The sequence below is a fragment of the Phocaeicola sp. RTP21359st1_B8_RTP21360_211022 genome (genome assembly GCF_040911965.1).
Lineage (GTDB): Bacteria > Bacteroidota > Bacteroidia > Bacteroidales > Bacteroidaceae > Phocaeicola > Phocaeicola vulgatus.
Genome location: NZ_JBDFXP010000076.1, coordinates 1 through 14,271, shown reverse-complemented (window position 1 = coordinate 14,271; position 14,271 = coordinate 1). Strand labels below are relative to the sequence as shown.

Annotated in this window: 9 protein-coding genes; 5 read left to right on the top strand and 4 right to left on the bottom strand. The window is 42.2% G+C overall.

What is annotated here, in order from left to right; all coding sequences use genetic code 11:
- The first annotated feature begins 582 nt into the window (after positions 1 to 582).
- Together AB5062_RS21675 and nanU are read left to right on the top strand one after the other, a co-directional pair.
- Positions 583 to 3,927, top strand: coding sequence for a TonB-dependent receptor (locus AB5062_RS21675; RefSeq protein ID WP_008667510.1), 3,345 nt, complete (start codon positions 583 to 585; stop codon positions 3,925 to 3,927).
- 30 nt (positions 3,928 to 3,957) lie between these two features.
- Complete coding sequence (gene nanU / locus AB5062_RS21670) at positions 3,958 to 5,541, top strand: SusD family outer membrane lipoprotein NanU (protein WP_005850809.1); 1,584 nt, start codon at positions 3,958 to 3,960, stop codon at positions 5,539 to 5,541.
- Positions 5,542 to 5,764: 223 nt separating this feature from the next.
- On the opposite strand, the gene AB5062_RS21665 is transcribed toward nanU, so the two are convergent.
- From AB5062_RS21665 to AB5062_RS21650, 4 genes are all read right to left on the bottom strand, one after another.
- The gene (locus AB5062_RS21665) at positions 5,765 to 5,914 is read right to left on the bottom strand and encodes a hypothetical protein (protein WP_228680686.1); all 150 of its coding nucleotides are present in this window, start codon (positions 5,912 to 5,914) and stop codon (positions 5,765 to 5,767) included.
- Between the two features lie 28 nt (positions 5,915 to 5,942).
- Positions 5,943 to 7,073, bottom strand: a complete 1,131-nt coding sequence (locus tag AB5062_RS21660) for an ATP-binding protein (RefSeq protein WP_118292367.1) — start codon at positions 7,071 to 7,073, stop codon at positions 5,943 to 5,945.
- Between the two features lie 306 nt (positions 7,074 to 7,379).
- On the bottom strand, positions 7,380 to 9,572 hold the full coding sequence (locus AB5062_RS21655; protein ID WP_005846003.1) for a GH92 family glycosyl hydrolase: 2,193 nt from the start codon (positions 9,570 to 9,572) through the stop codon (positions 7,380 to 7,382).
- Positions 9,573 to 9,775: 203 nt separating this feature from the next.
- Positions 9,776 to 10,558, bottom strand: coding sequence for a Cof-type HAD-IIB family hydrolase (locus AB5062_RS21650; protein ID WP_005846001.1), 783 nt, complete (start codon positions 10,556 to 10,558; stop codon positions 9,776 to 9,778).
- A gap of 158 nt (positions 10,559 to 10,716) precedes the next feature.
- On the opposite strand from AB5062_RS21650, the gene proB reads away from it, so the two are divergent.
- Genes proB through AB5062_RS21635 form a run of 3 tightly spaced genes read left to right on the top strand, consistent with a single transcriptional unit; the run spans position 10,717 to position 14,075 of the window.
- Positions 10,717 to 11,799, top strand: coding sequence for a glutamate 5-kinase (gene proB / locus AB5062_RS21645; RefSeq protein ID WP_005850817.1), 1,083 nt, complete (start codon positions 10,717 to 10,719; stop codon positions 11,797 to 11,799).
- A gap of 37 nt (positions 11,800 to 11,836) precedes the next feature.
- Entirely contained in the window at positions 11,837 to 13,090 is a 1,254-nt protein-coding gene (locus tag AB5062_RS21640; protein ID WP_228680684.1) for a glutamate-5-semialdehyde dehydrogenase, read from the top strand.
- A gap of 19 nt (positions 13,091 to 13,109) precedes the next feature.
- On the top strand, positions 13,110 to 14,075 hold the full coding sequence (locus AB5062_RS21635) for an acetylornithine carbamoyltransferase (RefSeq protein WP_005850823.1): 966 nt from the start codon (positions 13,110 to 13,112) through the stop codon (positions 14,073 to 14,075).
- Positions 14,076 to 14,271 lie beyond the last annotated feature (196 nt).

Genomic DNA, 14,271 nt, shown 5'->3' with positions numbered 1-14,271 from the left:
AGTTCTTTTGGAACTATGATAATATATAAATATCTGGAAATCACTATATTAAAATAATAGGCATACAGAATGAATATGTAAATAAGGGAAATAGAAGCAGTTAGCAGAGGATTTTTTCTATTTATTTTCTACTGTCCCTATAATCTATAAGAAGGAATATACGCATTGATAGAAATAATAAAGTTATATAAATAATTGATTAACTGCATAGTCCGTTCAAAATTGAAATGTAAAAAAGAAGCCTTTTGAGCCTTTTACGTTTTAAACAGCCTGAAATGTAATGTACCAAGTTTCTACCTTATGATGTAGATGCATCAATATTATATTCTAAAAATTAAAGAAATAAATGAAGATAAAATAGAAATTGAAGAACTTATTCAGTGGAAATAGCTCATTCTTTCATTCGATATTGTTAAAAACGCAGCTTAAACCGAAATATTTTTATTATATATAAGCTATTTAATTAAATATATAATATATTTGCGCCGCAAATCTAAATTTAATTGAAATACATAGTTCCAAAAGAACTTTGCCAAAAAGGATTATATGATTTTCAATAAATAATTAAAAAAAATCACAGCTATGTTAAAACGGCTAAAGTCAGTCAGTATGCTGCTATTCCTGATGGGAACAACAACTGGAGCAGCTTATGCAGTGCCTGTCTCAGGCATAACCGATGTAGAAATCACACAGCAGAGTGAAACTTGTACCGGTGTGGTGAAAGATGGTACAGGTGAAACTGTTATTGGTGCATCTGTAATAGTAAAGGGAACGACCAATGGTACTATTACTGATTTTGATGGCAATTTCACTTTAACCAATGTAAAGAATGGAGATGTAATTCAGATTTCATTCGTCGGTTACAAAACTCAGGAGATTAAGTATGTAGGACAGTCGTTGAATATCATTTTGAAAGATGATACGGAAGTATTGGATGAAGTGGTGATTACCGGTTACGGCGGTTCGCAGAAACGCGCTGCTTTGACTACAGCAATTTCGAAATTGGACAATAGTGTATTGAAGAATGCGGCTTACAGTAATGCAGGTCAGTCTTTACAAGGTTCAGTAACAGGGTTGCGTGTTGTAAATACGACTGGTCAACCAGGTACTAATCCTGATATAACTCTTCGTGGTGGGGCGACAATTACTGGCGAAAATAGTAATGCTTTAGTGGTTGTTGATGGTATTGTGCGTAATAGTATGTCGGATGTTAATCCATCTGATATCGAATCTATTCAGATATTAAAAGATGCTGCTTCTACAGCTATTTACGGAGCTCGTGCAAATGGTGGTGTTATTTTGATAGAAACCAAGAGTGGAAAGGAAGGTAAAACTTCGATTAACTATAAATTTAAAATAGGTAAGAACTTTACTCGCAAAGGGTATGAATTCTGTAATGCAGAGGATTATATCTATTATAACCGTTTGGGATATTTGAGAACCGGACGTACTAATGTGGATACTCAGCAAGGATATGGCATTGGAAACAGCTTGTTTGATATCCAGTATTTGACAGATGATAATGCTCATTTGAAAAATGAGGGATGGTCTGTGATGGACGATCCATTTTATGAAGGAAAGCAAATTTTATTCAAAGATTATTCAGGCCAACTGGATGATGAGGTGTTCAGTAGTAGTGCCATTACACAAGATCATTATCTTAATATTACAGGCGGTAATGATAAAAGTACTTTTGCCAGTAGTTTGGGATACTATAATGAAGATGGTATGATTAAGGGAACAGGTTTTCAACGATTCAGTGGCTCATTCAACGCCTCATATAAAATATTGCCTATTTTGAATGTGAAAGCTGGTGTTTCTTATGTTTGGTCTACTCGTCCGGAACTGTGGATTGGTTCTTACGAATTCTTCTACCGTACTCGTTCTCAGCGCCCTACTTGGAATCCTTGGAATGAAGATGGTACTCCGGCAGCCGGATTTGGAACAGGTGATGGTAACCCTGCTTATTACAGAGATAAACTTACCCAGAAGAACAGTACTACACGCGCTACTTATAATATCGGTTTTACTTTGGATATTCTTCCCAAACAATTGGTATTGAATGGAAATGCTTCTTTATTGAATTATGATTACCAGCGTGAAAAATTCAATAAAGCTTATCAGACCCAGACCACTACTACACCGGAAACAACCCGTCAGGCAGAAGCGTGGGTGCAAAAATATCAGCAGGTTCAATTGAATGCTTCTTTGACTTATACTGGTACTTTTGCAGAAAAACATAACTTGGAAGCGATGATTGGTGGTGAATACTATACCTACAATCAGTTTGACTTTGAAGCTAAGACACAGGGCTCTCCTACAGATGATGTGCCGACATTGAATGTTGGTTCTAATCGTACTTTTACTAGAACTGAGAAAACAGCTTATCGCATATTGTCTGGATTTGGTCGTATTAATTATAACTATAACATGAAATATCTGTTGTCTTTTACAGCGCGTTATGATGGTATTTCTCGTTTGAAAGATAATCGTTGGGGATTTTTCCCAGGCGTGTCTGTCGGTTGGAATGTTATGGAAGAGGACTTTTGGAAAGACTCAAAAGTATCAGGAGTTATTTCTAACCTAAAGCCTCGTGTAAGTTATGGTGTGAATGGTAATGTAAACGGTATTGGTAACTATGAAGTGTATGGGGAGTATGCACAAGTGGAATCTAAAAACTATGGTGGCGCAACTGGACTTTACAATTCCAAACTGTTAAATACTAATCTCCGTTGGGAACAGAGTCAGACATTTGAGGTGGGTTTGGATATTGGCTTCTTGCAGAATAGGTTATCTTTTATTTTGGATTATTACAGCCGTGATACAAAAGATTTGCTGACGAAACAAGCATTGCCGGGATATACCGGATTTTCTGATATTGTAACTAATCAAGGAACGTTGCGTAACTATGGTTTTGAGGCGGAAGTCAGGGCTAACATCATTAATAAAGGTGGCTTTACTTGGGATATGAATGCCAATATTTCTTCTGTAGCTAATAAGATAATTAGCCTGCCTTATAATGGTGTAGACAAAAATCGGGTTGGTGGATACGAAGTTGCTGCTGGAAAAGTAGGTGCAGATGGTAAATTCCCGACAAAATGGATTGCAGGTCGTCAAGAAGGAGGTAAGTTGGGTGAATTGGTAGCCTATAAACAGCAACATATTTTCAAAGATTGGGATGATGTGAAACAGCATGCTAATATGCGTATTGATGAAGTTGCGAATCTGTATGGTCCGGGCTTGGCCGATCAAATTAATCCGTTAACTAATAAACCTTACAAAGAATCAACAGGATGGCAACCCATTGAACCGGGTGATGTATGTTGGGAAGATATGAATGGTGATGATGTCATCAATGGGTATGATCGCTACGTGGTTGGTAATATTTTCCCGAATATTACAGGTGGTTTCTCTACAACGTTTGGTTATAAGGGTATTTCATTGTATGCTCGTTTTGACTATGCTTTAGGTCATACATTATACAATGATTTGGCTGCTCGTTCATTGGGACAATATCAGGGTAGTTTCAATGTTATCGATAAGGTGAAAGATACTTGGAGCGAAGCAAACCCTAATTCGGATTTGCCCAAGTTCTATTATGCAGATCAGTTAAGCAAAAAGAACATAACCCGTTCCAACGATAGTAATACTGCGGCTGATAGTAATAGCTCACGTTTTTATGAGAAAGGAGATTATTTGGCTTTACGTGAAATTACGTTGAGTTATCAATTGCCCAAATCACTGATTAGCAAAGTACACATGACCGATGCCTCTGTCTATGTAACCGGACAGAACTTATTCTATATTACCGGTTATGAAGGCGTTTCTCCCGAACCGGTGGTAAGTACTACCTATGGTCGCGGTATTGATAACGGACGTTATCCTACTCCTAGAACTGTATTGTTCGGATTATCTGTAACATTCTAAATAAATTAAGATTAAAATAGGAAGATAATTATGAAAAAGATATTTATATATGTATTAGCTGGTATGACCCTGTTGCCGATGGCAACAGGATGCAATTCTTTGGATTTGGAATCAGAAAGCACTATTACTGATCCCAATTACTGGAAAAGTGACACTCATTTCAGTGCATTTAATGTAGGTTTGCATGCTCAACTTAGGGAACGGACATATAATCTCTTTATTTTAGGTGAACCTCGTGCGGATATTTATGGTGATGATCCATTTGGTGGTGAAGCGACTCAAGGAATGGAAAGATTTCCTTATAATTCGCTGAATGCGGAAAATGTGGGACTAAGTAACTTTGCTGACTTGTATGGGGTTATTAATCAGATAAACTTGATGATTGCCAAAACAACAGAAACCCAACTGTTGCCAGAGGTGTCGAAGAACTATTATTTGGGTGAGGCTTATGGTATGCGTGCTTTCTTGTATTTTCATCTGCTCCGTTCATGGGGAGATGTAATTTTACATTTGGATTATACCAGTGGTTCTACCATTGATTTGGCTAACATCCTGAAACCGGCTTCTCCTGCAAGTGCTGTAATGGAACAAATCAAGAATGATATATCTGCTTCAGAAGCAGCATTTGGCAATGATTATTCTTATAAATATGGGAAGCATTATTGGTCATTGGGGGCAACTAAAATGTTGAAAGGTGAAGTTTATTTGTGGAGCGGTAAGCAGATGGACGGTGGAGCAACTGATTATAACATGGCAAAATCGGCTTTGCAGGAAGTTAAAAACTGTCCGGGAATAGGTTTGGAAAGCAATTTTACCGATGTTTTTGCTTATAATAATAAGAAGAACGAAGAAATCATTTTCACCATCCATAACGGACAAGATGAATATGATATGTGGAAGGATTCTTATAGAATGACTTTGGTTCCTCAACAGGCTTACATGACCTCAGGCATTTATTTTAATGAAGATGGGGTTTCGTATGCTGATACTAAAGATGCTGAAATGAATGGTTTGATTAGACTTCAGATTAAGAAAGATTTCTATAATAAAGTATTCTTGAAGGGGGATACACGCAAGGCAGGCTCTATAAAGGCTGTTTATCAGAAGGATGCTGATGGTAATTTGGTATATGTAGCTCCTATTCCTTATAAATTCCAAGGAACGATGATAGCTGGTAGCTCTACACGTAGCTGGTTGGATGACTATCCTATCTACCGCTATGCAGATTGTTTGTTGTTATTGGCGGAGGCCAAGGCATTGTTGGGGGAAGATATTGCAGCGGAAATCAATGCGGTGCGTGAACGTGCTTATGGTAAAGAGTATTTTGAGGCTAATAAGGCTACTGTAGCTTATCCTAATGACAAAGGTGATTTTTACACCAATAATCCTTTTGTAGCCGGTGATGAAAATCCGGTGGAAGCTGTTTTGAAAGAACGGCTCCGTGAATTAATGTATGAAGGAAAACGGTGGTATGATATCCGTACTTTAGGGTATACAGAGAAGTATTCTACTGCAAATTCCAGCCGATTGTTATGGCCGATTGATGCTAATACTTTGACCAATAACAAAGAATTGAAACAGACTCCAGGCTATACGACGGATAATAAAGAGTAATAAGATGCTTTGATAGAAAATAATAAGGAGTAAACTTTAAGCTGTGAGCAAGTCTTTCACTGAATAGTGGGGGCTTGCTCTGCTTTTTATAAGAACCTGAAGAAACTAGATTCAACTTTTCGGACGCCTCTTTTTATTGAAACCGTTTCAAGACTTTTAGTATATCTTTTTGGGGGGTATCTTGACCTTTTCTGTTTCAATGAACTCTTTGACAGGTTGTTGCTTATCTTTTGAATATAATTTCAGAAGTGAATTTCAATGAAACTTTTCCTGAAGTAAATTCCTTGAAGAAATAGCCGGCAGGCTGTTGGGCATTGGTAAACGTTATGCTTCCCAATGCCAGAATTGCAATAAGAATTCCTTTTGTATTCATAGTTCATAGTGATGGAGATTTCAATTATTCATACTAGTCCTTTGAGCCAAATTGCAAAAAAACGATCGTATACTATATATCCTTGCTGCTCTTTTAAGACAGACTCCTTATTAATTGAAGACTTTAATGCTACATTTATGCTGCTGGCTCCTTTTAAATCATATTTCTTTATGAATGTGGCCCTGTTAATCTCACTTACAATTTCCTCTTTGGCTATAGCTTTCAGCAACTGAATCTGATTGGAAGTTAAAAACTGGAAATAGGTTTGATAAGTATATTCTTCCTCCTGTATGATTTCCTGCATGAGTGTATGCAACAGTTCTATCGTCGGAGTCTGCTGTGGCAATGAATACAATCTGTTTAAAAGATATTGCATATACCACGTATGCCCTTTTACCGATTGATAAATTTCATGGAAGATATCTTCCTGCAAAGTTTTCTTTCTTCCATCAAACAGTTTCTTGGCAAACTCCCGGTAAGGGGTATAGGGAATAGGGGCCGGGAAAAGTTTCTGCGTAGATTGGTAAAAAGGCCTTTTGATGGAAAAGAAGATAGACTCCATCAAATGCTTTTTGCTGCCCGAAAAGATGAAATGCACATTCGGGGTGAACTGGATATACGATCTCAACAGGCCTTCCACTCCTTTCTCCGGATATTCCATTATTTGCTGGAATTTATCAATGGCTATGTAACATTCTACTCCCGATTGGTTTAGGTAGGTGAAAATCTCTTTCAAGGTTTCTTCTGAACGTTCCGGAATAAAGTCGAGTGTTACAGATGGCATCCCCGTAATTTCATCGGCACTGATGACCGGACGGCAACTCTTAAAGAATGAGAATAGCGATTTTAAGGTACTCTGTGATAAGGTATCTGATTTTCCCAACACACTTCGTCCCAGTAGAGATACAAACTCCTGAAGATTCTGGGTTGAAAATATATCCAGATAAAAACAGGCGGCAGATTTATTTTCTTTTTGAATATAGTAAAATACATTCTTTATTAGTCCTGTCTTTCCCATACGGCGTGGACTGATTAATGTAATATTTCTGCCATTCTTTAATGCTGACATTAAAGAAGCTGTTTCTTTTTCGCGGTCACAGAAATAGTCGGGGCCTTGGTAACCGGTTATTAAAAATGGATTAGTAGGAATATTCTTCATTGCAGTTTTTATGTTACATAAAACATGTAACGCAATAAAGTTTGGATTGAGCAGATATGAGAGTTGTATTTTTGTGTTGCCCATTGTACCATGCTCTGACTTGACATGGTTCATGGCAATAATTTAATGTGGCAGTTACAAGATATCTAAAGCAGAAGTTATGCAGATAATGATCATGTTTCATGGATAAGGACATGATACCTGGAGCATTATGATCCTTTGGAAAGCATCAGGAGCAGAAAACAGGAAGAGGGTATATAGCCGGAGCCGGCTGTTATACCCTCTTCCTGTAATGAGGTAGATTCCTTATTTCATCTTATACACCAAAGTCCCACCCTTCAAAATATCTTCATGCGAGATATAATTCTTTGTATAGGGTTCACCGTTCAGTGTGATGCTGTCAATGTACTTGTGTTCCTTTGACAATCCTTCGGCAATGATCGTGAAAGTCTTTCCGTCGGCCAGATTCAAAACGATTTCAGGCAGCTGCGGAGCGCCGAAGACATAATTGCCACTTACCGGATCTACCGGATAGAACCCCATAGCCGAGAACATATACCATGCTGACATCTGTCCACAGTCGTCATTGCCACAGAGTCCATCGGGTTCGGGACGATATTGCGTATCAAAGATTTCACGGATCAGTTCCTGGGTACGTTCGGGGCGGCCTGCCAACGTATATAAATAAGTAATGTGATGGCTGGGTTCGTTGCCGTGTGCATATTGACCGATCAAGCCGGTAACATCTGCCTGGGTGGTTTCCAGTTTCAAGGTGAACAAAGAATCCAATTTGTTTAAGAATGCCTGTTCTCCGCCGAATAGCTCAATAAGCCCCGGCACATCATGTTGCACATGCCAGGTGTACTGCCATGCATTACCTTCGGTATAGTCTCCACCGGTACTTTCCATGTGGGCAACCTGACTAGGGTTGAAGGGAGATTTCCAACTTCCGTCAGCATTACGGGGACGCATGAACTGCGTTTCTTTATCAAACAGGTTCTTATAAAAATCGGCACGTTTGGCAAAATAAGCGGCATCTTCCTCTTTGCCCATACGTTGGGCCATATCGGCTGCGGCATAATCGTCATATACCGATTCCAGTGTGGAGGATACTGATTCTGTCTTAATCAAGTCTGTAGGGAAATAACCGTATTTCATATAAGTTTCCCAATCGGATTTCAGTTTATGAGATACGGTCTGGGTATTTTTGATAGCATTAAAGGCACGTTCGGCGTCAAAACCCCGGAACCCTTTGCGGTACGCTTCGGCGATAACTGAAACACCGTGGTTGCCAATCATGGTATATGTCTCTTTTCCCCAAAGTCCCCAGATAGGCAGGAAGCCCTGTACTTCAGCCTGTTCTACCAATGAATTGACGAATCCGTCTACTTTTTCAGGAACCATTAAGGTGTAAAACGGGTGGGCGGCGCGATAAGTGTCCCATAAAGAGAAAGTGGAATAAAAAGCTCCGTTACCGGCTTTAACGATGGAATCGGCTGCATTACGGTACCATCCGTCTACGTCCGAGATTTGGTTGGGCTGTATCAGGGCATGGTAGAAGCTGGTATAGAAGTTGGTCTTCTCGTCATCCGTACCCGTTACTTCAATGCGGCTCAGATAATTGTTCCATTCGTTGTGGGCTGCTTGCTTCACTCCTTCAAAATTCCAGTCGGCTATTTCCGCTTCCATATTCTTCTTGGCTCCATCCACGCCGGTGGTGGACATGGCTACTTTCATCAGCAGTTCCTCTCCCGGCTTCATGTCAAAAGTAGCGATGATGCGTTTCCCTTTTTCAGTTTCGGCCATGGGCAGATACAGGGTATCTATGACAGGACGATTGAACTTCATAACAAAAAAGTAATCCTGGTTCACCCATACGCTGTTGCGTACATGTCCGGTCAAGGTTTGTGCATCTTCCCAATTGGTTTCGCAACTTTGTACTTGCGAATGGTATTGGTTTTCGTTCCACGCAGGTCCGTGCTGAAGGTCAATCAATACAGATGCCGAGTCGGCGTTATGATAGGTATAACGGTGCAGGGCGGCATGGGGAGAGGCGGTCAGTTCGGCCTTCACGCCGGGGTCGGCCAGCTCTACGGTGTAGTATCCGGGAGTCGCTGCTTCCTTGTCTTTGGGGAAGTGGCTGCGATAAGCGTCCCAGGCACGGGCGCGTGTTCCGGTAACCGGCATCACCAGGATGTCTCCCAGGTCCATACACCCTGTTCCATTAAGGTGTGTCTGGGTAAATCCCCATATCAGGGAGTCGGTGTACACATATTCCGAACAATATCTCCAGCCGACAGCTCCGGTTACGGGGCTTGTCTGGATCATGCCGAAAGGACGGCAGGCACCGGGAAAGGTATGTCCGTTGTCTGCTGCTCCGATGAACGTGTTAACATACTGCGTGTAGTCAGTTTCGCCTGTCTTCTGCTGTGTTGTGGAACAGCCGAAGAGCGAGCCTGCCAATACAAATGCGCAAAGGATAGAATTGGTTTTCTTCATAGATTCGCAATTAATAAATATTTTGCGTAAAGATAAAGAGTTTTCTGGAAAAATGGGTCAAGAAATCAAAACAAGAAACGAATTAATAAGAAGTAAATGAATATCTTTGCATCTCTTAAATTAATAAACGACATGAAAAACCTTAGTTTGGGATCTCTCATGAGGATACTCTCTGCATTCATTTTCCTTTTATCGAACCTTCTTTAGATTAATCCGAAATGTTTCAACGCATTGGCTATTCCGTCTTCATCTACGGAGGTGGTCACATAGTCGGCCACAGCTTTTACATGAGGTTCGGCGTTTCCCATAGCTATCCCTGTGGCTACGTGTTTCAGCATGGGGATATCATTGCCGCCGTCACCGAAAGCCATGGTGTCTTTCAGGTTGATGCCGAAATATTCCAGTACCTTGTCTATTCCCGTACTTTTACTGTTGCCCCGTGCAATGATGTCGGCAAACAATGGATACCAGCGCATTGGCTCGCAATGGGTCAGCACTTTGCCGAATATATCTGTTTCTTTTTCCTCTTCGGCCGTAAAGTACCCCATTATTTGCAGGATGTCTTTTCCACGGGCTTCTTCTATGGAGGCGACAGGGGGAACAGGAATTTCAATCAGATCGGAAACAGCCTGTACTCTGTCATTCACTTCAGTGACGAACATTTCATTGCCGTATGCAAAAACGAAAGGTACCGGATATTTCTGTTGAAAAGTGATAAGCCGTTCAATGTCTTCTTGCGGGATGCAACCTTTATAAATGGGCTGGTGGCCGGCGGTAAAACAATAGCTTCCGTTTACGGTGATATACCCGTCAAACTCTAAGTCACCCAGGTTGTTTATTAAACATTGTGGGCGTCCGGTAGCAATAAATATTTTAATGCCTTTATCACGAAGTGTCTTTAATGCTTCTTGGGTCGAAGCAGGAATCTTATGTGTTTCAAAAGAAACCAGTGTACCGTCAATATCGAAAAAAATAGCTTTAACCATACGTTTGCCTATTGAATATTATCGTTATATATTTTCATTTTGCAAAGATGAGAATTAAAATACATGCACACAAATACGATAAAGGTTAATTTTTGGCTTATTTGACTTTACAGATTGATTTTAATATCTATATTTGTGTTTCTAAAATAACAAGAGAAATGGCAGTTCAGTTTACAAGAATAGCAGTAAAGATCGGTAGTAATGTGTTGGCGCGTAAAGACGGTACGCTGGATGTGACGCGTATGTCGGCATTGGTAGACCAGGTGGCGGAATTGCGCAAAGCCGGGGTGGAAGTCATTCTGATTTCATCCGGGGCGGTAGCTTCGGGACGCAGCGAGATCAAGCCTTCCAAGAAATTGGATAGCGTGGAGCAAAGGCAGCTTTTCTCGGCGGTGGGCCAGGCAAAACTGATCAACCGGTACTATGAGCTGTTTCGCGAACACGGTATTCCCGTCGGGCAGGTGCTGACTACGAAAGAAAGTTTCGGCACGCGCCGTCATTACCTGAACCAGCGCAACTGTATGATGGTGATGCTGGAGAACGGTGTCATACCTATCGTAAATGAGAATGATACCATTTCGGTCACCGAACTGATGTTTACAGACAATGACGAGCTTTCGGGAATGATCGCTTCCATGATGGATATGCAGGCGTTAATCATACTGAGCAATATTGACGGCATATACAATGGTTCTCCTTCTACCCCCGGTACGCAGGTGATACGGGAGGTGGAGCAGGGAAAGGATCTTTCGGACTATATACAGACGGAGAAATCGGGATTCGGCCGGGGCGGTATGCTGACCAAGACTACCATTGCCCGTAAAGTGGCCGATGAGGGCATTACCGTCATTATAGCCAACGGCAAGAAAGACCATATTCTGGTCGATTTGCTGCAACATCCGGCAGAGACGGTTTGTACGCGCTTTATTCCGGCAGAAGGCGGAGTATCCAGCGTGAAAAAGTGGATTGCCCATAGCGAAGGCTTTGCCAAAGGCGAGTTGCATTTGAACGAACAGGCCGTGAAAGTGTTGAAAGGACAGAAGGCGGTAAGCCTGCTTCCTGTGGGAGTGGTCCGCATAGAAGGGGAATTTGAAAAAGATGATATAGTGAAAATCATAGACCACCGGGGCAGGCAGATAGGAGTGGGACGCATCGGATTTGATTCGGCAGAAGCGCGTGCATTGCAGGGGAAACATGGACAGAAACCTATGGTACACTATGATTATTTGTATTTGGACTGATGCGGTGTGGTAATGATTTAGATAAAATGAAGTGACTATGGAACAGATAAAAGATATTTTTAAACAGGTGCGGCAGGCAAAAGGATCTCTTGCTTTCTGCAAGGAGGAGATCATCAATGACACCTTGTATGCATTGGCCGACAGGGTGGAGGCTGCTACGGACCGGATTCTGGAAGAGAACGCCAAGGATCTGGCAGCGATGGATCCGTCGAATCCCAAATATGACCGTCTCAAACTGACGGCGGAACGTATTCACGCCATAGCCCAAGGCATACGACAGGTAGCCACGCTGCCTTCTCCATCGGGAAGGATACTGAGCCAGGCCGTGCGTCCCAATGGCATGAAGCTGACCAAGGTAAGTGTGCCTTTCGGGGTGATAGGCATTATTTATGAAGCTCGTCCTAATGTGACTTTGGATGTGTTTGCACTTTGTTTCAAATCCGGCAACGCCTGTATATTAAAGGGGGGGAGCGATGCCGATTTCTCCAACCGTATCCTGGTGGAGATTATCCGGAATACCTTGCTGGATGTAGCCCACTTGTCTCCTTATCTGGTGGCATTGTTGCCGGCAGGACATGATTCGGCCGACGCGCTGCTCCATGCCCGCGGCTATGTGGATCTGATTATCCCCCGCGGCGGTAAGGGGCTGATAGACTATGTGCGGCAGAACGCCACGATTCCCGTTATCGAGACAGGAGCCGGTGTGTGTCACGTTTATTTTGACAAGGAGGGTGATGTGGCGAAAGGAGCCGCCATTATCTGCAACGCCAAGACACGCCGTGTCAGCGTGTGCAATGCCTTGGACTGTCTGATTATAGATGTGAACCGGCTGACCGACCTTTCCACTCTTTGTAGCGGCTTGCAGCAGGACAACGTGGAAATCTATGCCGATGACTTGTGTTATAATTATCTGAAGACTTCTTACCCTTCCCACTTGCTGAAACATGCTTCTACGGATACTTTCGGAACAGAGTTTCTGGACTACAAAATGGCAGTGACGGCGACTATGACCATACAGGCGGCTGTGGCCCACATTTCTATTTATGGTTCGGGACATAGTGAATGTATTGTGACGGAGAATGACTGGGCGGCCGATTATTTTATGAAGATGGTGGATGCGGCTTGTGTCTATGTGAATGTGCCTACTTCGTTCACCGATGGAGGTGAGTTCGGACTGGGAGCGGAAATAGGTATCAGCACGCAGAAGCTTCACGCCCGTGGTCCGATGGGACTGGAGGAACTGAACACATACAAGTGGATTATTCAGGGGGATGGACAAATAAGACAATAATACTATAAATGAAAAAATTATGAGATACTTTACAAACGTACACGATTTGGGCGACTTGAAGAGTGCCCTTGCCGAAGCTTTCGAAATCAAGAAAGACCGCTATAAATATGAAACCCTGGGAAAGCATAAGACTTGCCTGCTGATTTTCTTCAACAACAGTCTGCGTACCCGTTTGAGCACCCAGAAGGCAGCCCGTAACTTGGGCATGGATGTGATTGTGCTCGATGTGAACCAAGGTGCATGGAAGCTGGAGACCGAGCGCGGTGTCATTATGGATGGCGACAAGAGTGAACATTTACTGGAGGCTATTCCGGTGATGGCTTCTTATTGTGATATCATCGGTGTGCGTTCGTTCGCTCATTTTGAGAACCGCGAGGATGATTATACCGAAAAGATTCTGAATCAGTTCATCAAGTATTCCGGCAAGCCTGTATTCTCCATGGAAGCCGCTACCGGTCATCCGTTGCAGGCTTTCGCCGACCTGATTACCATCGAGGAGTATAAGAAGAAAGACCGTCCCAAGGTGGTCTTGACTTGGGCGCCGCATCCGCGTGCATTGCCTCAGGCCGTTCCCAACTCGTTTGCCGACTGGATGAACGAGGCCGATGTGGATTTTGTCATCACTCATCCCGAAGGCTATGAGCTGGACCCGAAGTTTGTCCGTGGTGCGAAGGTGGAATACAACCAGATGAAAGCCTTTGAAGGGGCTGACTTTATCTATGCCAAGAACTGGGCATGTCCCGGTGTCACCCGTCCTGCCGACTATGGAAAGATCCTGAGCAAGGATATGAACTGGACGGTAGATGCGGCGCACATGGCAGTGACAAACGATGCTTTCTTTATGCATTGTCTGCCGGTGAGAAGAAACATGATTGTGACCGATGAGGTGATTGAAGCGCCTACTTCGTTGGTTATTCCTGAAGCGGCTAACCGGGAAATTTCTGCTACAGTTGTTTTAAAAAGAATGCTGGAAGGGTTGGAATAACCGGCAGTCGGAATGACGTATTCTTCCTTTTCAATTTATCGTTTCACCCGTGTGATGAAACCGTATCACCCATGTGATGAAAATTGATCACCTTAGTGATAAAACTTCATCATTTCCATGTATTTATAACCATAGAACAACCAAAACTAATCAGAAATATCCGAGTGTAAATCTTTAATTACCAGCATATTCTAAA